The sequence below is a fragment of the Streptomyces sp. NPDC014991 genome (assembly GCF_043080665.1).
Taxonomy (GTDB): Bacteria; Actinomycetota; Actinomycetes; order Streptomycetales; family Streptomycetaceae; genus Streptomyces.
The window spans coordinates 41,874-63,046 of record NZ_JBIBVY010000032.1 but is presented as its reverse complement, the minus strand read 5'-3'; the positions used below and the strand labels follow the sequence as shown (position 1 = coordinate 63,046).

General features: G+C 71.5%; 16 protein-coding genes. 11 read left to right on the top strand and 5 right to left on the bottom strand.

Annotation, left to right across the window (positions count from 1 at the left end):
• Positions 1-62 precede the first annotated feature (62 nt).
• Positions 63-902: a hypothetical protein gene (locus ACF1BE_RS32850; protein WP_392202643.1), complete on the top strand. Its 840-nt coding sequence runs from the start codon at positions 63-65 to the stop codon at positions 900-902.
• Between the two features lie 82 nt (positions 903-984).
• On the opposite strand, the gene ACF1BE_RS32845 is transcribed toward ACF1BE_RS32850, so the two are convergent.
• A complete protein-coding gene (locus ACF1BE_RS32845; RefSeq protein ID WP_392202642.1) occupies positions 985-2,739 on the bottom strand; it encodes a hypothetical protein in 1,755 nt (584 codons plus the stop codon).
• Between the two features lie 252 nt (positions 2,740-2,991).
• Here ACF1BE_RS32845 and radA point away from each other — a divergent pair, with 252 nt between their 5' ends.
• Both radA and disA read left to right on the top strand, forming a co-directional pair.
• Positions 2,992-4,401, top strand: a complete 1,410-nt coding sequence (gene radA / locus ACF1BE_RS32840; RefSeq protein WP_392202641.1) for a DNA repair protein RadA — start codon at positions 2,992-2,994, stop codon at positions 4,399-4,401.
• An 80-nt stretch (positions 4,402-4,481) separates the two neighbouring features.
• Positions 4,482-5,606 carry a DNA integrity scanning diadenylate cyclase DisA gene (disA, locus tag ACF1BE_RS32835; protein ID WP_392202640.1) on the top strand — a complete coding sequence of 375 codons (1,125 nt, stop codon included), beginning with the start codon at positions 4,482-4,484 and terminating at the stop codon, positions 5,604-5,606.
• A gap of 210 nt (positions 5,607-5,816) precedes the next feature.
• On the opposite strand, the gene ACF1BE_RS32830 is transcribed toward disA, so the two are convergent.
• Positions 5,817-6,665: a hypothetical protein gene (locus tag ACF1BE_RS32830; protein WP_392202639.1), complete on the bottom strand. Its 849-nt coding sequence runs from the start codon at positions 6,663-6,665 to the stop codon at positions 5,817-5,819.
• A gap of 180 nt (positions 6,666-6,845) precedes the next feature.
• Here ACF1BE_RS32830 and ACF1BE_RS32825 point away from each other — a divergent pair, with 180 nt between their 5' ends.
• The 5 genes from ACF1BE_RS32825 (at position 6,846) to cseC (ending at position 11,284) form a co-directional block, all read left to right on the top strand.
• Positions 6,846-7,721 carry an A/G-specific adenine glycosylase gene (locus ACF1BE_RS32825; RefSeq protein WP_392202638.1) on the top strand — a complete coding sequence of 292 codons (876 nt, stop codon included), beginning with the start codon at positions 6,846-6,848 and terminating at the stop codon, positions 7,719-7,721.
• A gap of 273 nt (positions 7,722-7,994) precedes the next feature.
• Positions 7,995-8,534: a SigE family RNA polymerase sigma factor gene (locus ACF1BE_RS32820; protein WP_055703482.1), complete on the top strand. Its 540-nt coding sequence runs from the start codon at positions 7,995-7,997 to the stop codon at positions 8,532-8,534.
• The gene (locus ACF1BE_RS32815) at positions 8,522-9,175 is read left to right on the top strand and encodes a hypothetical protein (RefSeq protein WP_392202637.1); all 654 of its coding nucleotides are present in this window, start codon (positions 8,522-8,524) and stop codon (positions 9,173-9,175) included. Before ACF1BE_RS32820 ends, ACF1BE_RS32815 begins: the two co-directional genes overlap by 13 nt.
• A gap of 38 nt (positions 9,176-9,213) precedes the next feature.
• Positions 9,214-9,918 (top strand): two-component system response regulator CseB, encoded by a 705-nt coding sequence (gene cseB, locus ACF1BE_RS32810; RefSeq protein ID WP_392202636.1) that lies wholly within the window; start codon positions 9,214-9,216, stop codon positions 9,916-9,918.
• 13 nt (positions 9,919-9,931) lie between these two features.
• Positions 9,932-11,284 (top strand): two-component system sensor histidine kinase CseC, encoded by a 1,353-nt coding sequence (cseC, locus tag ACF1BE_RS32805; RefSeq protein ID WP_392202635.1) that lies wholly within the window; start codon positions 9,932-9,934, stop codon positions 11,282-11,284.
• Positions 11,285-11,380: 96 nt separating this feature from the next.
• Here the strand turns inward: cseC and ACF1BE_RS32800 are convergent, their stop codons facing one another.
• Complete coding sequence (locus ACF1BE_RS32800; protein WP_392202634.1) at positions 11,381-12,952, bottom strand: MDR family MFS transporter; 1,572 nt, start codon at positions 12,950-12,952, stop codon at positions 11,381-11,383.
• Between the two features lie 125 nt (positions 12,953-13,077).
• Here ACF1BE_RS32800 and ACF1BE_RS32795 point away from each other — a divergent pair, with 125 nt between their 5' ends.
• Positions 13,078-13,677 carry a TetR/AcrR family transcriptional regulator gene (locus ACF1BE_RS32795; protein WP_392202633.1) on the top strand — a complete coding sequence of 200 codons (600 nt, stop codon included), beginning with the start codon at positions 13,078-13,080 and terminating at the stop codon, positions 13,675-13,677.
• A 1-nt stretch (position 13,678) separates the two neighbouring features.
• Here ACF1BE_RS32795 and ACF1BE_RS32790 read toward each other — a convergent pair whose 3' ends face one another.
• The gene (locus ACF1BE_RS32790) at positions 13,679-14,230 is read right to left on the bottom strand and encodes a M23 family metallopeptidase (protein WP_392202632.1); all 552 of its coding nucleotides are present in this window, start codon (positions 14,228-14,230) and stop codon (positions 13,679-13,681) included.
• Positions 14,231-14,685: 455 nt separating this feature from the next.
• On the opposite strand from ACF1BE_RS32790, the gene ACF1BE_RS32785 reads away from it, so the two are divergent.
• Together ACF1BE_RS32785 and ACF1BE_RS32780 are read left to right on the top strand one after the other, a co-directional pair.
• The gene (locus tag ACF1BE_RS32785) at positions 14,686-15,309 is read left to right on the top strand and encodes an HAD family acid phosphatase (RefSeq protein WP_392202631.1); all 624 of its coding nucleotides are present in this window, start codon (positions 14,686-14,688) and stop codon (positions 15,307-15,309) included.
• Positions 15,310-15,368: 59 nt separating this feature from the next.
• Complete coding sequence (locus ACF1BE_RS32780) at positions 15,369-18,329, top strand: NACHT domain-containing protein (protein ID WP_392202630.1); 2,961 nt, start codon at positions 15,369-15,371, stop codon at positions 18,327-18,329.
• Positions 18,330-18,396: 67 nt separating this feature from the next.
• Here ACF1BE_RS32780 and ACF1BE_RS32775 read toward each other — a convergent pair whose 3' ends face one another.
• Complete coding sequence (locus ACF1BE_RS32775; RefSeq protein WP_392202629.1) at positions 18,397-20,922, bottom strand: ATP-dependent Clp protease ATP-binding subunit; 2,526 nt, start codon at positions 20,920-20,922, stop codon at positions 18,397-18,399.
• Between the last annotated feature and the right edge of the window lie 251 nt (positions 20,923-21,173).

Sequence of the window (21,173 nt, the reverse complement as noted above, 5' to 3'; positions counted from 1 at the left end):
GCTACTGCCACAACGCCGGTCCTCGGTCCCCGGAGCGGGACCGGGCCACTTACCCTGGACGAGTGCCAAAGACGAACAAGGCGAAGTCCGCGAAGCCGGAAAAGGCGGACAAAGTTCGCAAGGCCGGCAAGACTCCCAAGGGGGCGAAGGTGAGCGACGAGAAGGGGCTCGACTTCGCGCGCGCCTGGGTGGAGTTTCCCGACCCCGCGGACGACGAGCAGATCTTCCGCTGCGACCTGACCTGGCTGACCTCCCGCTGGAACTGCATCTTCGGCAGCGGCTGCCAGGGCATCCAGGCGGGCCGCGCGGACGACGGCTGCTGCTCGCTGGGGGCGCACTTCTCCGACGAGGACGACGAGAAGCGGGTCGCCGAGCATGTGGCCCGGCTCACCCCGGACATCTGGCAGCACCACGCCGAGGGACGGCGCGGCGGCTGGGTCTCCGAGGACGAGGAGGGGTCCCGGCAGACGCGGCCCTTCCAGGGCTCGTGCATCTTCCAGAACCGGCCCGGGTTCGCGGGCGGCATGGGGTGCTCGCTGCACATCCTCGCGCTGAAGGAGGGCCGGGAGCCGCTGGAGACCAAGCCGGACGTGTGCTGGCAGCTGCCGATCCGGCGGACGTACGACTGGATCGACCGGCCGGACGACACCCGCGTGCTCCAGGTGTCCATCGGTGAGTACGACCGCCGGGGCTGGGGTCCGGGCGGCCATGACCTGCACTGGTGGTGCACCTCGGCGACCTCGGCCCACGGTGCGGGCGAGCCGGTGTACGTCTCCTACCGGGCCGAGCTGACCGAGCTGATGGGCAAGGCCGGCTACGACCGCCTGGTCGAGCTGTGCGAACAGCGACTGGCATCGCAGCTCCCCCTCGTGGCCCCTCACCCGGCCGACCCGCCCCGGTGACGGACGCGGCCCACGGGGGCCGTGGCCACTCCGGCCGTGGTGCCACGCGGGCCCCGCGGACGGCGTGATCGTCGGCCCGCTTCTAGGTGCCCGTCGGGCTCGGGGGATCCGTGTCGGTCGGGGTGGGCGTGGGGGGCGTGGAGTCGGTGGGGGGTGGGGTGGTCTGGGTGGGGGTCGGGTCGGTGGGGGGCGACGGCTGGGTCGTGGGGGGCTCGGTCGGAGGTGTGGTCGGCGGGGTCGAGGCGGGCGCGGAGGACGGCCGGGGCGCCGGACGGCTCGGTGCCGTGCCGTAACCGTCGATGGAGACCACCGCGCCCGCCGGGGCCACCGCCACCTGCGTGTGCCAGTGGCCGGACGGCTCGCGGAGCTGGTCGACGTACACCTTGATCGTGAACGTCCGGCCGGGCCGCAGGGTTCCCGAGGACCGGCTGAAGTAGAGCCAGGCGGCCGGCGTGGACACCGACCACCGGACCTCGGAGGCGCCGGAGGCCGTGAGGGTGATCAGGGTCGTGTCGCCGTCGTTGGCGGCGCCGACCGAGAGCCGGCCGGCGCCCTTGCCGTCCGCTCCGCCGACGCTGACGACCTCCACGGAGACATCCGCCTTGCCGTCCTTGCCGTGCCGGGCGCCCGGTTTGACGCCGGCGTTCCCCGCGTTCTGGTAGCCGCCGGCCGGGCCGCCGCCGAGCACGTCGGGGCCCTGGGCCTCGTGCGCGGTCGCGGAGCGGCCGTCGTCGTCCCCGGCCGGCCCGCCCCGGTAGGCGGCCCAGAGGGCGAGGACGGGTGCGGCGACGACCGTGGCGACCACCGTCGTGGTGACGGCACGCGCGCGGAGGCGGTCGCGTCGGGCCGCGCGGTCCTTGGGGTCCATGGGAAAGCCACGCCGGTCGAAGCGCGGTACGGCCGCGCCCCGCGCGCGTGGGTGATGCGCGAGGGCCGTACGGAGATCCGCGCGCGGGGCCTCGAGGACGGGCAGTTCGGCCGGGGTGACCGTGGCCCCGGGCCAGCGGCCGGGGACGGCGCGCTCGGCGGTGCGGCGGCAGCGCGGACAGTCGTCGACGTGCCGGACCAGCTCGCGTCGCACGGTCGTGCTGAGGACCATCTGGCTGTCCCCGGTGAGGTGGGCGACGCTCGGACAGCCGCCGGCCCGGACCACGGCCAGGGCCGCGCCGGTGCGCTCGACCTCGCAGGCCGCGGAGGCGAGCAGTTCGCGCGCGGCGGCCGGTTCCATGCCGAGGACGGCGGCCACCTCGTGCGCGGCGAGGTGGTGGCGTACGGCGAGTTCCAGGGCCTCGCGCTGCTCCGGGGTGGTGCCGGCCGCCTCGGGCCAGGCCAGCAGGGCCAGCTCGCGGCGCCGCTGTTCCTGGTCCTCCGGGGCGACGGCCGGCTCGGCGCCGCCGTCGCCCGTTCCCTTCCCGGCTCCGGTACGACCCACCGCGTGCGTGGCCTGGCGTCTCTGCTTGGCCTCGGCCAGCTTGCGCAGGCACGCCCAGCGGGCCAGCGCGTACAGCCATGCCCTGCGGTCGCCGGTGGCCTCGGGGACCCGGTGCGCGCGCCGCTCGGCCAGGGCGAGGACGTCGCCGAGGGCGGCGGTGGCCGCGTCGTGGTCGCACAGGACGGACAGGCAGTAGGTGAACAGACCGTCCAGGTACGGCTCGTAACGCGGCGGCGTGCGCTGCGCGAGGGTGCGCGCGGCGGCGCGGTCGCGCGCCTCTCGTGCCTCACGCGAATCGCGTCGCGCTTCCCGCGCTTCATGTGACTCACGTGACTCACGCGACTCTCGATGCGCCCGGTGCGCGCCGGTCGTGCGGGTGGTGGTCTCCGGACTGCTGCTCATCACCCGTGCGACCGTAGGCGCCGTCGGAGCGCCCCTTCCGGAACCTTGAGCACTTTTAATTCATACGGGTGAAACGATCCCTCAAAAGGGGACAGGAACCCTTCGTGCCGCGGCTCGGCCCCCCGGGCGCCGGCCGGGACGGGCCCGGCCGGCCGTGGTCCACGACCCGTCGCGCGCACTCCTGCGTCCCGGCCGTGATCCGTCCGTGGTCCCGGCCGTGGTCCCGTTGTCAGTGCCGCGGGCTACGGTTTCCGCATGGCTGCCCGTACCAAGACCACCAAGGACCGCCCGTCCTACCGCTGCACCGAGTGCGGCTGGCAGACGGCCAAGTGGCTCGGCCGCTGCCCCGAGTGCCAGACCTGGGGCACGGTCGAGGAGTACGGCGCGCCCGCGGTCCGGACGACCGCACCGGGCCGCGTCACCACCTCCGCGCTGCCCATCGGCCAGGTCGACGGCCGGCAGGCCACCGCCCGCTCGACCGGCGTGCCCGAGCTGGACCGCGTGCTCGGCGGCGGCCTCGTCCCCGGCGCGGTCGTGCTGCTCGCCGGCGAGCCCGGCGTCGGCAAGTCCACCCTGCTGCTGGACGTGGCCGCCAAGGCCGCGAGCGCCGAGCACCGCACCCTCTATGTGACCGGCGAGGAGTCGGCGAGCCAGGTGCGGCTGCGCGCCGACCGCATCGGCGCGCTCGACGACCACCTGTATCTGACCGCGGAGACCGACCTGTCCGCCGTCCTCGGCCACCTGGACGAGCTGAAGCCGTCCCTGCTGATCCTCGACTCGGTGCAGACGGTCGCCTCCCCGGAGATCGAGGGCGCGCCCGGCGGCATGGCCCAGGTCCGGGAGGTCGCCGGCGCCCTGATCCGCGCCTCCAAGGAGCGCGGCATGTCCACCCTGCTGGTGGGACACGTCACCAAGGACGGCGCCATCGCCGGCCCGCGCCTCCTCGAACACCTGGTGGACGTCGTCCTGCACTTCGAGGGCGACCGGCACGCGCGCCTGCGCCTGGTCCGCGGGGTGAAGAACCGCTACGGAGCGACGGACGAGGTGGGTTGCTTCGAGTTGCACGACGAGGGCATCACGGGCCTCGCCGACCCGAGCGGCCTGTTCCTGACCCGCCGGGCCGAGCCGGTCCCGGGCACCTGCCTGACCGTCACCCTGGAGGGCCGCCGCCCGCTGGTCGCCGAGGTTCAGGCGCTGACCGTCGACTCCCAGATTCCCTCCCCGCGCCGGACGACGTCAGGTCTGGAGACCTCGCGGGTGTCGATGATGCTGGCCGTCCTGGAGCAGCGCGGCCGGATCAGCGCCCTCGGCAAGCGGGACATCTACTCGGCGACGGTCGGCGGCGTGAAGCTGTCGGAACCGGCCGCCGATCTCGCCATCGCGCTCGCCCTCGCCTCCGCCGCCAGCGACACCCCGCTGCCGAAGAACCTGGTCGCCATCGGCGAGGTCGGGCTCGCGGGCGAGGTCAGACGGGTCACGGGCGTGCAGCGCAGGCTGTCCGAGGCGCACCGGCTGGGCTTCACGCACGCGCTCGTACCGACCGATCCCGGCAGGGTCCCGGCGGGCATGAAGGTCGTGGAAGTCGCCGACATGGGGGACGCGCTGCGGGTGCTGCCGCGCTCGCGTCGCCGAGAGGCCCCACGGGAGGCGGAAGAGCGCCGGTAGACTTTGCGCAGGTCTCGCCCGTCCGTACGAACCGCGTGCCGGAACGGGAGCGCCTCAGAACCCGCGACCGGAGGAGTGCAGTGGCAGCCAACGACCGGGCAGCAGCTCCCGGCAAGTCCGGTGGGAGTACCGGTTCCGACGGCCTGATGCGCGCCTCGTTGAGCGCCGTGGCACCCGGCACCCCCTTGCGGGACGGCCTCGAGCGCGTCCTGCGCGGCAACACGGGCGGGCTCATCCTGCTCGGCTCCGACAAGACGGTCGAGTCGATGTGCACGGGCGGGTTCGTGCTGGACGTCGAGTTCACCGCGACCCGGCTGCGGGAGCTGTGCAAGCTCGACGGCGGCATCGTGCTCTCCTCGGACCTGTCGAAGATCCTGCGCGCGGGCGTCCAGCTGCTCCCGGATCCGACGATCCCCACGGAGGAGACGGGTACCCGGCACCGTACGGCGGACCGCGTGAGCAAGCAGGTCGGTTTCCCCGTGGTCTCCGTCTCCCAGTCGATGCGGCTGATCGCCCTGTACGTGGACGGCCAGCGGCGCGTCCTGGAGGACTCGGCGGCGATCCTCTCCCGCGCCAACCAGGCACTGGCCACGCTGGAGCGGTACAAGCTCCGGCTGGACGAGGTCGCGGGCACGCTGTCGGCGCTGGAGATCGAGGACCTGGTGACGGTCCGGGACGTGTCGGCCGTCGCGCAGCGCCTGGAGATGGTCCGCCGCATCGCCACCGAGATCGCCGAGTACGTGGTCGAGCTGGGCACGGACGGCCGTCTCCTCTCGCTCCAGCTGGAGGAGTTGATCGCCGGGGTCGAGCCCGACCGTGAGCTGGTCGTCCGGGACTACGTGCCCGAGCCGACGGCGAAGCGGTCCCGTACGGTCGCGGAGGCCCTGGCCGAACTGGACGCCCTCAGCCACGCCGAACTGCTCGAACTGGGCACGGTGGCGCGGGCTCTGGGGTACACCGGCTCCCCCGAGACCCTGGACTCCGCGGTGTCGCCGCGCGGCTTCCGTCTCCTGGCCAAGGTTCCGCGTCTGCCCGGCGCGATCATCGACCGCCTGGTGGAGCACTTCGGTGGTCTCCAGAAGTTGCTGGCCGCGAGTGTCGACGACCTGCAAACGGTCGACGGCGTCGGTGAGGCCCGGGCGAGGAGTGTGCGCGAGGGTCTGTCCCGCCTGGCGGAGTCCTCGATCCTCGAGCGCTACGTCTGAGATCCGGCGCCGGCCGCGGTCCGGCCGTGGCCGCCCGCCCGGTTCCCCGCGCCCCCTCGACGCGGCCGTGAACGTGCCGTCGTGCTCCAGCCCCACCCGGCGGGGGCTGGAGCGCGGCGGCTAGGGCCTTTCTTTCGGATCAGCAGGGCTCGCGGGCCCTGGCACCGCGCCCTGATCCGGCCTGATCCGGCCCGATCCGAACGAAAGACCCTAGTCCGCGGACAGTACGAACGAGGCCTGCGCCTTCGCGAACCCCGGGGCCTTCGCCTCCAGCAGGTACGTGCCCGCCTTGGCCGAGCCCGCGGAGGGCGTCGCGCAGTGCGGGGCGCTCGGCTTGCGGTCCCACTTCACGGTGTACGTCACGCTCTTGCCCGCGGGCACCCTGAACGTCAGGCTTCCCGTGCCGTCGGGGCAGTCGGCCGATGACCAGTACGGGTCGTCCTTGTCGGCCGGCGTGATCGTCAACACCGCGTTCTTCGGGCCGAGATCGGTCTTGCAGTCGGCGGACGAGCTGTTCTTCGCGGTGAGTTCGAACGTCGGCGTCCGGTCCGGCGAGTAGGAGTTGTGCACACTGCGCAGGCTCAACCGCACCGCCTGGGCCGTGCAGCCGGGCAGCGAGGAGGACGCCGGGAGGGCGTCACCCGTACCGACGTGACCGCCGGCCGAGCCAGGCCCCGAACCGCCGCCGGACCCGGCGGAGCCGTCACCCGACCCGCCCGAGCCGCCGTCCCCGCCGTCGCCCTGACCGGAACCGCCGTCGGACCCGGCCCCGGAGCCGGACCCGGTGCCGCTGGAGTCGCCGCCGCTCGACTCGTCGCGTCCACCCGGGTGTTGGCTGTACGCGGGCCCGGACTCGGAGTCGGACGGTCCGGGTGTGATCGTGTGCGCGGGATCCTTGCCGTCGGACCCGTCGGCGTTCTTCTTGCCGCCCCCGCCGCCGAGGGTGACGATCAACGTGACCACCAGCACCAACAGGGCGATCACGGACAGCAGTACGGCCCTCCGACGCCAGTAGATGGAGGAGGGAAGCGGCCCGACCGGATTGCGCAGAGATCCCACGGCGCAAACTGTACGAGAGATCACCGCGCTTGCCCGCGCCACCCGCCGCGCGCGCACGAACTTTTCCGGATCATCATTCTGGTAACTGCCGTCACCGGCACGGTTCTTCCCGGTGTGCGACGCTCGGTGACCGCGCCGTCACCCACCATGCCCGCCCACCCGTGGCAGGATCGGAAGGCCATGACTGAGATGCTCCACGCCCCCGTGATCACCTGGTTCGACGCCCACGCCCGCGACCTCCCCTGGCGCCGCCCGGAGGCGGGCCCGTGGGGCGTGATGGTGAGCGAGTTCATGCTCCAGCAGACGCCGGTGAACCGGGTTCTGCCCGTCTACGAGGAATGGCTGACCCGCTGGCCGCGCCCCGCCGACCTCGCCGAGGAGGCGCCGGGTGAGGCCGTACGCGCCTGGGGCAGGCTCGGCTACCCGCGCCGCGCCCTGCGCCTGCACGGTGCCGCGGTCGCCATAACGGAACGGCACGGCGGGGACGTACCGACGGACCACGCGCAGCTGCTCGCGCTGCCCGGCATCGGCGAGTACACGGCCGCCGCGGTGGCGTCGTTCGCGTACGGGCAGCGGCACGCGGTGCTGGACACCAATGTGCGCCGGGTCCTGGCGCGGGCGGTGACGGGCGTGCGGTACCCGCCGAACGCCACCACGGCCGCCGAGCGGCGGCTGGCCCGGGAGCTGCTGCCGGAGGACGAACGGACCGCCGCCCGGTGGGCCGCCGCCTCCATGGAGCTGGGCGCGCTGGTGTGCACGGCCAAGAACGAGGAGTGCCGGCGGTGCCCGATCGCCGAGCGGTGCGCCTGGCGGCTCGCGGGCAAGCCGGAGCACACGGGGCCGCCGCGCCGCGGGCAGACGTACGCCGGTACCGACCGGCAGGTGCGCGGCAAGCTGCTGGCCGTGCTGCGGGAGGCGCACGCGGCGGTGCCGCAGGCGGCGCTCGACCGGGTGTGGCACGAGCCGGTGCAGCGGGCCCGCGCACTCGACGGGCTGGTCGCGGACGGTCTCGTGGAGCCGTTGCCGGGGGGCCTGTACCGGCTGCCGCAGTGTTGACGCACAGGCATGTCACAGCCCACGGGCGCCTGTTACGGCATTTCGATTCGGGCAAATGACCACAAAAAGAGCAAGTAGGCCGCTCTCTATACCCCGTTCCGGCTTTCGTTACACAACCGACGGATAGCCGATTGCCAGCCGCAGGCTGGTCCGCACAGCCCCGTGACAACCGCTCCGTAGTTTTCTCTCCGTGCCCGGCGGACCACCGGACACGGGAACGGCAGGACTTCGGGCAGCGGCCCGGGGGACGACGGGGAACGGAGGCGGTTGATCATGGCGCAGGGCGAGGTGCTCGAATTCGAGGAGTACGTCCGTACCCGGCAGGACGCGCTGCTGCGCAGTGCGCGGCGACTGGTGCCGGACCCCGTCGACGCCCAGGACCTGCTCCAGACCGCGCTGGTACGGACGTACGGCCGCTGGGAGGGCATCGCCGACAAGCGGCTCGCCGACGCCTACCTGCGCCGGGTCATGATCAACACGCGGACCGAGTGGTGGCGTGCGCGCAAGCTGGAGGAGGTCCCGACCGAGCAGCTCCCGGACGCCTCCGTGGAGGACTCCACCGAGCAGCACGCCGACCGGGCCCTGCTGATGGACGTCATGAAGGTGCTCGCTCCGAAGCAGCGCAGTGTCGTGGTGCTGCGACACTGGGAGCAGATGTCCACGGAGGAGACGGCCGCCGCCCTCGGCATGTCGGCCGGTACGGTCAAGAGCACGCTGCACCGGGCGCTCGCCCGGCTCCGTGAGGAGCTGGAGGCCCGCGATCTGGACGCACGCGCGCTGGAGCGTGAGGAGCGGGAGCGTTGCGCGGCCTGACCGGGGCCGGACCCGACCGGGTCCTAGGCAGTACACAGGCGGTGATCGCGGTGGGGGCCGCGCTCGCCGCCCTCGCCCTTTTCCTCGCCGCGTGCGGCAGCGGGGGCACGGGTGCGCGGGACGAGGGCCCGGCGCACGCCTCGGCGGTGGCGGGAGCCGTCGCCTCCCCCGCCCCCAGCCCGTCCGGGAGGTACCGGCGGGTGGACCCCGTGGCGCTGCTCATGCACGATCCCGAGGTGTCGGGCGCGGTCAAGCGGGAGCTGAAACCGTGCGACGGTGACGAGTACCCGGTCGACGTCTCCTACGGCAACCTGACCGGCGGCCCGGTGGACGACGTCGTCGTCAACGTGCTGACCTGCGCCGACGCGGTCGGTGTCGGCTCGTACGTGTACCGCGAGGACGGTGGCGCGTTCACGAACGTCTTCAAGAGCGAGGAGTCCCCGGTCTACGCGGAGATCGACCAGGGCGTCCTGTCGGTGACCCGGCAGTACTACGAGCAGGGGGACCCGATCTCCAGTCCGTCCGGTGAGATCGTGACCCCCTACAGGTGGCGGCAGGGACGGTTCACCCAGGGCAAACCCACCCGTAACGAGTACAGCAAGTCCGCCGGCGGGGGCCCGACGCCCGCGCCGGACAACTGACCGCCCACACGCACACCATGAGGACTGAGAGCACCGGGATGGCAGACCAGACCCACGTCCTGTTCGTCGAGGACGACGACGTCATCCGCGAGGCCACCCAACTCGCGCTGGAGCGGGACGGCTTCGCGGTCACCGCCATGCCCGACGGCCTGTCGGGCCTGGCCGCGTTCCGGGCGGACCGGCCCGACATCGCGCTGCTGGACGTCATGGTCCCGGGTCTGGACGGCGTCAGCCTGTGCCGCCGTATCCGGGACGAGTCGACCGTGCCGGTGATCATGCTGTCGGCGCGTGCCGACAGCATCGACGTCGTCCTCGGCCTGGAGGCGGGCGCCGACGACTACGTGACCAAGCCGTTCGACGGTGCCGTCCTGGTCGCCCGGATCCGTGCGGTGCTGCGCCGCTTCGGGCACGCCGGCGGCTCCGCGCAGGCGGGGGATCCCGGGTCCGCTGTCGACGGCGGCACGCTGGCCTTCGGGGACCTGTACATCGACACCGACGGCATGGAGGTGCGCCGGGCCGGGCAGCCGGTGGCGCTGACCCCGACCGAGATGCGGTTGCTGCTGGAGTTCTCCTCCGCGCCAGGCACCGTGCTCTCCCGGGACAAGCTGCTGGAACGCGTGTGGGAGTACGGCTGGGGCGGGGACACCCGGGTCGTCGACGTGCACGTGCAGCGGCTGCGGCAGAAGATCGGCCAGGACCGGATCGAGACGGTCCGCGGCTTCGGTTACAAGCTGAAGGCCTGAGCGGAGCGACGGTATGCGGGGGATTCTTCGGTATCCGGCCCGGCGCATGGAGCGCGCGGACCTGCGCACCGGGCTCAGATGGAAGCTGAGTGCGGCGATCGCGCTGGTGGCCGGCCTGGTGGCGATCGTGCTGAGCCTGGTCGTGCACAACGCGGCCCGCGTCTCGATGCTGGACAACGCGCGTGAGCTGGCCAACGAACGCCTCCTGCTGGCCCAGCGCAACTACGAGCTGAACCGGGGGCCGATCTTCCCCCACGTGAGGACCGACGACCCGGAGCTGCCGGTCGCGCTGCGCGAGAAGGTCGAGCGGGGCCGCCGGGCCAGCGACGTCTCCGAACACGGCGGGGTGCCGGACATCTGGGCGGCCGTGCCGGTGAAGAACGGGCACGTGCTGTCCGTGCATCTGCATCTGCCGGACCGCAGCAGCAACGTCATGAAGGACCTGGACCAGGCCCTGGTGATCGGCTCGGTCGCGGTCGTGCTCGGCGGCAGCGCGCTGGGCGTGCTGATAGGCGGCCAGCTCTCCCGCCGGCTGCGCAAGGCGGCGGCCGCCGCGAACCGGGTCGCCAAGGGCGAGACCGACGTGCGGGTGCGGGAGGCCATCGGCGGGGTCGTGCGGGACGAGACCGACGACCTCGCCCGCGCGGTGGATGCCATGGCGGACGCGCTCCAGCAGCGTCTGGAGGCCGAGCGGCGGGTCACCGCCGACATCGCGCACGAGTTGCGCACCCCGGTCACGGGCCTGCTGACGGCCGCCGAACTGCTGCCGCCCGGCCGGCTCACGGAGCTGGTCCTGGACCGGGCGAAGGCGATGCGCACGCTGGTGGAGGACGTCCTGGAGGTGGCCCGGCTGGACGGGGCATCGGAGCGGGCGGAGCTCCAGGACCTCATGCTGGGCGAGTTCGTCGCCCGCAGGGTGGCCGCGAAGGACCCGGAGGTCACCGTACGGGTGGTGCACGAGTCGGAGGTCACCACCGACCCGCGGCGGCTGGAGCGGGTGCTGTTCAACCTGCTCGCCAACGCCGCCCGGCACGGCCGCCCGCCCATCGAGGTCACCGTGGAGGGCCGGGTCATCCGGGTCCGCGACCACGGCCCCGGGTTCCCCGAGGACCTGCTCGCCGAGGGGCCGAGCCGGTTCCGCACCGGCAGCGAGGACCGCGCGGGACAGGGGCACGGGCTGGGGCTGACCATCGCGGCCGGCCAGGCACGGGTGCTCGGCGCCCGGCTGACGTTCCGCAACGTACGGCCCGCGGGGGCGCCCGCCCGCCTTCCCTCGGAGGGTGCGGTGGCCGTCCTCTGGCTCCCCGAACACGCCCCCACCAGCACGGGAAGCTATCCGATGCTGCCGCGCCCCCTCGGCAAGTGACCACCGGCCGCCGGGCCGTCACCGGGCGGGCGGGTGCGCGTACACGACGAAGGCCCCGGAGGCGGTCGCCCCGGGGCCCTCGTGTGCGTGCGGATGTCAGACGATCTCGGCCAGGGGCGCCGGCACCGCGTCCCCGCCGTCGGCGGAGGGCTTCTGCGGTCCGCCCTTGAGCGGGACCTCCTTGACGAACAGCGCGGCGACCAGCACCAGCACCGCGATCCCGGCGCCGAGCAGGAACGCGGAGTGCGTTCCCTCCGACACCGCGTGCTGGTAGGCCTCCCGGGCCGCCTTGGGCAGCTTGGCGAGGCTCGCCGCGTCCAGCTGCGCCGACTTCTCGGTGAGCTTGGAGCCCACCGCGCCGGCCCGCTCGGACATGACGTCCTGGACCCGGTGGTTGAACAGCGCGCCCATGATGGCCACGCCGAAGGAGGATCCGAGGGTGCGGAAGAGGGTGGTGGACGAGGACGCCACGCCCATGTCCTTCATCTCCACGCTGTTCTGCGCGACCAGCATGGTGATCTGCATCAGGCAGCCCATGCCGGCCCCCAGCACCGCCATGTAGAGGCCGGAGGTGAGGCGGGTGGTGCCCGTGTCCATCAGCGACAGCAGGTACAGCCCGACGATCATCAGCGCGCCACCGGCGATCGGGAAGACCTTGTACCGGCCGCTGCCGGTGGTGACCCGTCCGGCGACCATCGAGGTCACCAGCATCGCGCCGAGCATGGGCAGCAGCAGCAGACCGGAGTTGGTCGCGGAGGCGCCCTGCACCGCCTGCTGGTACAGCGGCAGGAACAGGGTGGCGCCGAACATCACGAAGCCGGTGATGAAGCCGATCAGCGACATCAGGGTGAAGTTGCGGCTCCGGAAGATGTGCAGCGGCACCACCGGCTCGGCGGCCCTGGTCTGCCAGAACACGAACCCGACCAGCGTGGCCACACCGATGCCGATCAACTCCATGATCCGCGCGGAGGTCCAGGCGTACTCGCTTCCGCCCCAGGTGGTGACCAGCACGATGGAGGTGATGCCCACGGTCAGCAGAACGACGCCGAGGTAGTCGATGCCGGCCCTGGACCGCTTCCTGGGCAGGTGCAGCACGGCGGTGACCAGCGCGAGGGCGACCGCGCCGAGCGGCAGGTTGATGTAGAACGCCCAGCGCCAGCCCCAGTTGTCGGTGATGGTGCCGCCGACCAGCGGACCGCCGATCATGGCGAGCGCCATGACGCCGGCCATCATGCCCTGGTACTTGCCCCGCTCACGCGGCGGCACGAGGTCGCCGATGATCGCCATGACACCGACCATCAGGCCGCCGGCGCCGAGACCCTGCACGGCCCGGAACCCGATCAGCTGGCCCATGTCCTGGGCCATGCCGCTCAGTGCCGAGCCGATCAGGAAGATCACGATCGAGCTGAGGAATGCGCCCTTGCGGCCGTACATGTCGCCGACCTTGCCCCAGACCGGGGTGGAGGCCGCGGTGGCCAGGGTGTATCCGGTGACGACCCAGGACAGGTGCTCCAGGCCGCCGAGATCACCGACAATCGTCGGCATCGCCGTGCCCACGATCATGTTGTCCAGCATCGCGAGCATCATCGCGATCATCAGAGCGAGCAGCACCACTCGCACACTTCTGGGCTGTTTGCCCTCTGCGACACTTTCGACCGCGTCCGCCATCCTCGTCCCACTCCCCCTGCGGCAGCTACTTACTTGCCGCCCGGCTAGTTCAGTACACTGGGAAGGTAGACCTGTCACTAGCCGGTCGTCAAGTAAGTTTCCGCGGGAGCGCGAGGAGTACCAGGATGGGCGTCACCATGGACGGCACCAAGCAGCAGCGCCGCGGCAACACCCGCCAGCGCATCCAGGACGTGGCGCTCGAACTCTTCGTGGAGCAGGGATACGAGAAGACCTCGCTGCGCGAGATCGCCGAGCGCCTGGACGTCACCAAGGCGGCCCTGTACTACCACTTCAAGACGAAGGAAGAGATCATCGTCAGCCTCTTCGAGGATCTGACGCAGCCGATCGAGGACCTCATCGAGTGGGGCAGGCAGCAGCCGCACACACTTCGGACCAAGCGGGAGATCGTACGGCGCTACAGCGAGGCGCTGTCGGGCGCGGAACCGCTCTTCCGCTTCATGCAGGAGAACCAGGCGACCGTGCGCGACCTGCGCATCGGCGACACCTTCAAGGACCGGCTGCGCGGCCTCAGGGACATCATCATCGACCCCGAGGCGCCGCTCGTGGAGCAGGTCCGCTGCGTCAGCGCGATGTTCACGCTGCACGCGGGGATGTTCGTGATGCAGGACCTGGAAGGCGACTCCGGGAAGAAGCGGGAGGCCGTTCTCGAAGTCGCCCTGGACCTGGTCACGCAGGCGCACCGGGGCGCCCACGGGACGGAGTAGCTCAGACGGTGACGCCCTTGGCGCGCAGGAAGGAGACCGGGTCGACGGCGGAGCCGTAGTTCGGGGTGGTACGGATCTCGAAGTGCAGGTGCGGCCCGGTGGAGTTGCCGGTGGAGCCCGACAGCGCGATGTGCTGGCCGGTGGCGACGACCTGGCCGATCCTGACGTCGATCCGGGACAGGTGCGCGTACTGCGAGTACGTGCCGTTGCCGTGCTTGATGACGACGGCGTTGCCGTACGCCGGGCCGTCACCGGCGCCGTTGGGGCCGGCCTTGACGACGGTGCCGCCATGGGCGGCCATGACCTCGGTGCCGGTCGGCACGGCGAAGTCCTGACCGCTGTGCTTGGCGACCCAGTGACCGCCGGCCTGGGCGAAGCTCGCGGAGAGCGTGTAGGACTTCACCGGGTCGATCCAGGAGGCGGCGGACGCCGTGGCGGCGCTCGCGACCCCCGTGCCCAGCACGGCCGTGGCGCCGATGCCGGCAGCCAGGACGGCCACGCGGGTGCGGAGCGAGGACGTACGGGAAGAGCGGGACGTGACGCGCTGGAACATCGGTACCTCGTGGAGTCGGGGACGGTCGGTGCACCCGGCGTACAGACGTCCGACCGGGCGGCCATCCCTTGGTAACCGAGCACCCCGGCAGCCCCCAAAACGCCCGGCTACGGCGTCAGGTAGTAGATGACCGCAGATCCATCGGCCTCTTGACAGACCCCGCCGGTCCTGGCCACCCCCGCTGACGACGCCTTTTCCCACGGACGTCACGAGACGTAAATGTCCCTTTTATCCTCTTATTTGCACTCACTAGCCCTCTTAGTAGGCCCTTTACCGCCTGTGCGGCTTATCACCGGTCACGCGACCCGACGAGCACGGAAATGTGACGCAGACCTCTAGGCACCTACCGTCCGGTAACCCTACGGTTCCCCTCGCGCCATCCTCAGCTCAGATCATGCCCCTGACACTCAGGACGCGTACGGACACGCGTACGGACGTGAGAGGACCCCCCACCGATGACCCGACGCCCCTGGGCGCACCCCGTCTCCGTGACCGCCGTCTCCCTGGCCGCACTGGCCGCACTGGCCGCCCCGGCCGAGGCGGCCGGCCGCCCGGAGACCACGGCCGGCTCCACCGCCGCAGCGGCGGTCGACCACGCCACCTGGCAGAAGGACTGCCAGGCCGTCATGGACCAGGCCCTGCCGTACCTGAAGCAGCGCATCGCCGCCGCCCGGCCCGGCGAGAAACAGGCCGTCGTCCTCGACATCGACAACACCACGCTCGAGACCGACTTCGGCTTCAGCTACCCCCAGCCGGCCAACAGGCCCGTCCTGGACGTCGCCCGGTACGCCCAGGACCACGGCGTCTCCCTGTTCTTCGTCACCGCCCGCCCCGGCATCCTGTACTGGCCCACCGAGTACAACCTCGAACACGACGGCTACCGCGTCTCCGGCCTGCACGTCCGCGGCCTCTCCGACCTCTTCAAGGACGTCGCCGCCTACAAGACCGCACAGCGCGCCGGCATCGAGAACGACGGCTACACGATCATCGCGAACATCGGCAACAGCGCCACCGACCTCTCCGGCGGCCACGCCGAGAGGACCTTCAAACTCCCCGACTACGACGGCCAGTTGTCGTAACACGCGGCAACCGTGCTGGCTAGGCTCCCTCCGTACGTCGTACGCAACGGGGGTGGCGGATGGAACCGGCGGTACTGGGCGGGAAGCTGGCGTCGAGCCTGATCGGCCCGCTGGTGAAGAGACTGTTCGTCCCGGACGGACCGGGGGCGGGGCTGGTCGACAGACCGGTACGCCTGTCCGCGCTCGTGTCCTTCCGGGGCGTAAGGCGCACCCTGGGCGAGAAGGAGGTGCGCGGGCTGGCCGGTCGGCTGACGGCGGAGGCCATGGCCTCACCGGGTGAGCGGCCCTTCCCGGCCGACGAGGAAACGGCCGTCACCGACACCCTGACCCGCCGGTTGCTCGCCCTGGGTGACCTGGACATGGACGACGTCCAGGCCGTGCGCCTCGGCAGCCACGAACTCGCCCGGCACCTGCACCGCCACGCCCCGCCGCCCGACGGCCTGTCCGCCGACGCGTCCGCCTTCCTGGACTCGGCGACCCAGTGGGCCTGCCTGCACATCCTGGAGTTCTTCACCCGCCGCTCCACGTTCGTGGCCCGCACCCTGGTCGAGCAGACCCGCACCCAACGGGAACTGATCGCCAAGGTCGACGAACTGATCGCCCGCACGCCCCGCCCCGACGCGCAGGACCTCGCCTTCGAACGCCGCTACCTGCCCTACGTCGCCGACCGGCACCACCACATCACCATCTACGGCATCGATCTGCGCGACTCCCCGGACCGCTGGCCCCTCGAGGTCGCCTATCTGAGCCTGGAGGCGACGGCGGCGGAGGACACCGTGCGGGACGGCACCGGGCGCCCGCCCCTGACCACCGGCCGGCTGCCCGCCGAAGACGCCCTGGCCGGCGGCTCCCGCGTGCTGCTGCGCGGCGACGCCGGCTCCGGCAAGACCACGCTGGTGCAGTGGCTCGCGGTCACCGCGGCCCGTGACGCCGACCGCATCCCGTACGTCCTCCCGCTGCGCACCCTGATCCGCACCGGCCCCCTTCCAGCGCCGGCCGGCTTCCTCGGAGCGGTGAACTGCCCGCTGACTCCGCCGGAGGGCTGGACCGACCGCGTGCTGACGGCCGGCCGAGGCCTGGTCCTCCTGGACGGCCTGGACGAGATCCCGGCCGCCGACCGCCATCGCACCCGCGACTGGCTGCGCTCCCTGCTCGCCGCGTACCCCGGCAACGCCTGGCTGCTGACCTCCCGCCCGACGGCCGTCCGCTCCGACTGGCTGGCCCCGGAAGGCTTCCAGGAACTGACCCTGGCCCCGATGCGCCGCCCGGAGGTCGCCACCTTCGTCCACCGCTGGCACGAGGCGGCGCGGGCACCGGAGTACGAGGGCCCGCTGCTGGACTCGCTGCGCACCAAGCGGGACCTGGCCCGGCTGGCCACCAACCCCTTGATGTGCGGCCTGATCTGCGCCCTGCACCGGGAGCGCCGCGGCTATCTCCCCACCGGCCGCAAGGAACTGTACGACGCCGCCCTCACGATGCTGCTCGCCCGCCGCGACCGGGAGCGGGGGATGGGGGCGGTGGACGGCGTGGAGCTGGGCGAGGAGGTGCAACTGGAGTTGCTCCAGCGCCTGGCGTACGCGCTCGTGCTCAGCGGTCGTACCGAGATGGACCTCGGCACCGCCGAGGGGATCGTGGAGCGGTCCCTGCCGTCGGTCGCCTCGGCGGCCGGCCAGGGTGACGCGCCCACCGTGCTGCGCGCCGTGCTGCTGCGCAGCGGCCTGCTCCGGCAACCCTCCGACGGCGTCGTGGACTTCGTGCACCGCACCTTCCAGGACTACCTGGGCGCCCGGTACGCGGTGGAGGAGGGCCACCTGGACGTCCTCGCCGGCCACGCCGACGACACCCAGTGGGAGGACGTCATCCGCATGGCGGTGGCCCATGCGCGGCCCCGTGAACGTGCCACACTGCTGCGCCGGTTGCTGTCCCGCGACACCCCGCGCCTGACCCTGCTCGCACTGGCCTGCCTGGAACACGCGGCGGCGCTGGAGCCGGGGGTACGGGCGGAGGTGGAGGCGCGGGCGGAGGCACTGATCCCGCCGGGTACGACGGAGGAGGCGAGGGTCCTGGCGGAAGCCGGCCCCCTGGTGCTCGAACTGCTGCCGGGACCGGCAGGGCTGACCACCGAACAGGCGCGGGGGGTGGCGGTCACCGCCTCTCTCCTGGGGGACGAGGAGCCCGACACGGCGCTGGCGGTGCTACGGCGGTTCCGGGACCATCCGGACCTGGGTGTGCGACGGCAGTTGGTCGGGACATGGGGGCGGTTCGACGCCGGCGAGTACGCGACCGAGGTTCTGGACCGCCTGGAGCGGACGGATCTGGTGCTGACCTGCGAGAGCGTGGACCAACGGGACTGCCTGGCACGGATGCGCCCCTGGCACCGCCTCCAGCTCACGGGCCCGCACCTGGTCGAGGACATCGTGGCCGCCCTGCCCGCCACCGGGCAGGTGACGACACTGGGCCTGATGGCGAACGGCCTCCTCACGGACTGCGCGGCTCTGTTGGCCTTCGGCTCGCTGAGCGACCTCCACCTGGCCGGGTGCCCGGCCGCGACGGGTCTGCATCACCTGGCCGATCTGCCCCTGACCAACCTGGTCCTCTCCCGCGTCGGCGATGTGACGGGCCTGGGTTCCCTGCGGTCGCTCACCAGACTCTCGGTGTCGGGCGTGCGCCTGCCGGGCACCGACCTGACCCACAGCCTGCCGGTCGACGCGCCGCTGGAATCCCTCTACCTGGGCGGCGGAAGCTTCGCGGGCACGGGACTTCGCGGACTGGAGAAGTGGACAAGCGTGCGCACACTCAGTCTCGAGCTGAGCGGCGCGGACGACTTCGACCCCGTGCCCGAACTGCCCCACGTCAGGACGTTGGTGCTGTACGGCATCGATGACTCCGTGGGGCTCGCCACTGCGGCGGCACGGTTTCCACGGGTCCGCTCGGTCGTCCTGATCACGCGTCCGGGACCTCGTGCGTCCCCCACCCGTTACGCCGGTTTCTTCCCTCAGGCCGAAGTTCTCGTGGGCTGACCCGGGAAAGCCGGAAGGGGCCGGTGCCCGAAGGCACCGGCCCCTTCACCGCCTGTCCGCCGGACGCCTACGCGTCCTTGCTCAGGTTCGGTCCGGCACCGCCGGCCGCCTGCTCGATCGGCGGGACGTCGGGTAGCGCCGACTTCTCCTCACCCCGGAAGGTGAAGATCTGGGCGTCGCCCTCGCCCTCGGTGTCCACGACCACGATGTGACCGGGACGCAGCTCGCCGAAGAGGATCTTCTCCGACAGCGTGTCCTCGATCTCGCGCTGGATCGTGCGACGCAGCGGACGCGCGCCCAGCACCGGGTCGTAACCCTTCTTGGCCAGCAGCTCCTTGGCGGGCTGGGAGAGCTCCAGGCCCATGTCCCGGTCCTTCAGGCGCTCGTCGACCTTGCCGACCATCAGGTCGACGATCCGCAGGATGTCCGCCTGCGTGAGCTGCGGGAAGACGACGACATCGTCCACACGGTTGAGGAACTCGGGCCGGAAGTGCTGCTTCAGCTCGTCCGAGACCTTGTTCTTCATGCGCTCGTAGTTGGTCTTCGTGTCACCCGAGGCCGCGAAGCCGAGGTTGAAGCCCTTGGAGATGTCCCGGGTGCCGAGGTTGGTCGTCATGATGATGACCGTGTTCTTGAAGTCCACGACCCGGCCCTGGGAGTCGGTCAGGCGACCGTCCTCCAGGATCTGGAGCAGCGAGTTGAAGATGTCCGGGTGGGCCTTCTCGACCTCGTCGAAGAGGACGACGGAGAACGGCTTGCGGCGGACCTTCTCGGTCAGCTGGCCGCCCTCTTCGTAGCCCACGTAGCCGGGGGGCGAACCGAAGAGACGCGACACCGTGTGCTTCTCGCTGAACTCCGACATGTCGAGGGAGATCAGCGCGTCCTCGTCACCGAAGAGGAATTCGGCGAGCGCCTTGGACAGCTCGGTCTTACCGACACCGGACGGGCCGGCGAAGATGAACGAACCACCCGGACGCTTCGGGTCCTTCAGACCGGCACGCGTACGGCGGATGGCCTTCGACAGCGCCTTGACGGCGTCGACCTGGCCGATGACCCGCTTGTGGAGCTCGTCCTCCATGCGGAGCAGGCGGCTGGACTCCTCCTCGGTCAGCTTGAAGACCGGGATGCCGGTGGCCGTGGCGAGGACCTCGGCGATCAGCTCGCCGTCGACCTCGGCGACGACGTCCATGTCGCCGGCCTTCCACTCCTTCTCCCGCTTGGCCTTGGCGGCGAGGAGCTGCTTCTCCTTGTCGCGCAGGGAGGCGGCCTTCTCGAAGTCCTGCGAGTCGATCGCGGACTCCTTGTCACGGCGGACGCCGGCGATCTTCTCGTCGAACTCGCGCAGGTCCGGCGGCGCGGTCATCCGGCGGATGCGCATCCTCGAGCCGGCCTCGTCGATCAGGTCGATCGCCTTGTCGGGCAGGAAGCGGTCCGAGATGTACCGGTCGGCCAGGGTGGCGGCCTGGACCAGGGCCTCGTCCGTGATGGAGACGCGGTGGTGCGCCTCGTACCGGTCGCGCAGGCCCTTGAGGATCTCGATCGTGTGCGGCAGGGACGGCTCGGCGACCTGGATGGGCTGGAAGCGGCGCTCGAGAGCGGCGTCCTTCTCCAGGTGCTTGCGGTACTCGTCCAGGGTGGTCGCACCGATGGTCTGGAGCTCACCGCGGGCCAGCATCGGCTTGAGGATGGAGGCGGCGTCGATGGCGCCCTCGGCGGCACCCGCACCGACCAGCGTGTGCAGCTCGTCGATGAACAGGATGATGTCGCCGCGGGTGCGGATCTCCTTGAGGACCTTCTTCAGGCGCTCCTCGAAGTCACCGCGGTAGCGGGAGCCGGCGACCAGGGCGCCGAGGTCCAGGGTGTAGAGGTGCTTGTCCTTGAGGGTCTCGGGCACCTCGCCCTTGACGATGGCCTGGGCGAGACCCTCGACGACGGCGGTCTTGCCGACGCCGGGCTCACCGATCAGCACCGGGTTGTTCTTGGTGCGGCGGGACAGCACCTGCATGACCCGCTCGATCTCCTTCTCGCGCCCGATGACCGGGTCGAGCTTGGACTCACGAGCGGCCTGGGTGAGGTTCCGGCCGAACTGGTCCAGGACGAGGGAGGTCGAGGGGGTGCCCTCGGCCGGGCCGCCGGCGGTGGCGGTCTCCTTGCCCTGGTAACCGGAGAGCAGCTGGATGACCTGCTGCCGCACCCGGTTGAGGTCTGCGCCCAGCTTGACCAGGACCTGGGCCGCGACGCCCTCGCCCTCGCGGATCAGGCCGAGCAGGATGTGCTCCGTGCCGATGTAGTTGTGACCCAGCTGAAGAGCCTCGCGGAGCGACAGCTCCAGGACCTTCTTGGCACGGGGAGTGAAGGGGATGTGCCCGGACGGGGCCTGCTGACCCTGCCCGATGATCTCCTCCACCTGCTGGCGGACCGCCTCGAGCGAAATGCCGAGGCTCTCCAGGGCCTTAGCGGCGACACCTTCGCCCTCGTGGATGAGACCCAGGAGGATGTGCTCGGTGCCGATGTAGTTGTGGTTGAGCATCCGGGCTTCTTCCTGAGCCAGGACGACAACCCGCCGCGCGCGGTCGGTGAACCTCTCGAACATCGTTAATCGCTCCTCAGAGCGGTCAGGCAGTGGGGGGAACTTCCCCTCCCTGTCCTTCCGCAGCTTAGTCCCGCAAGCGGGGACCGCTCATTCCAACTGCCGACACCGTCGATGGCCTCCTGACCCCGAACGCCGACATCTGCTCCAACCCGATGGTGCGAGACGATGTTCCCGCAGGCCAGGCAGTTACCCCAGTCGCCAGTACGCCGATGGCGAACGTGAGACGGCCCGTCCTGCTTGTCGCCCCCTCC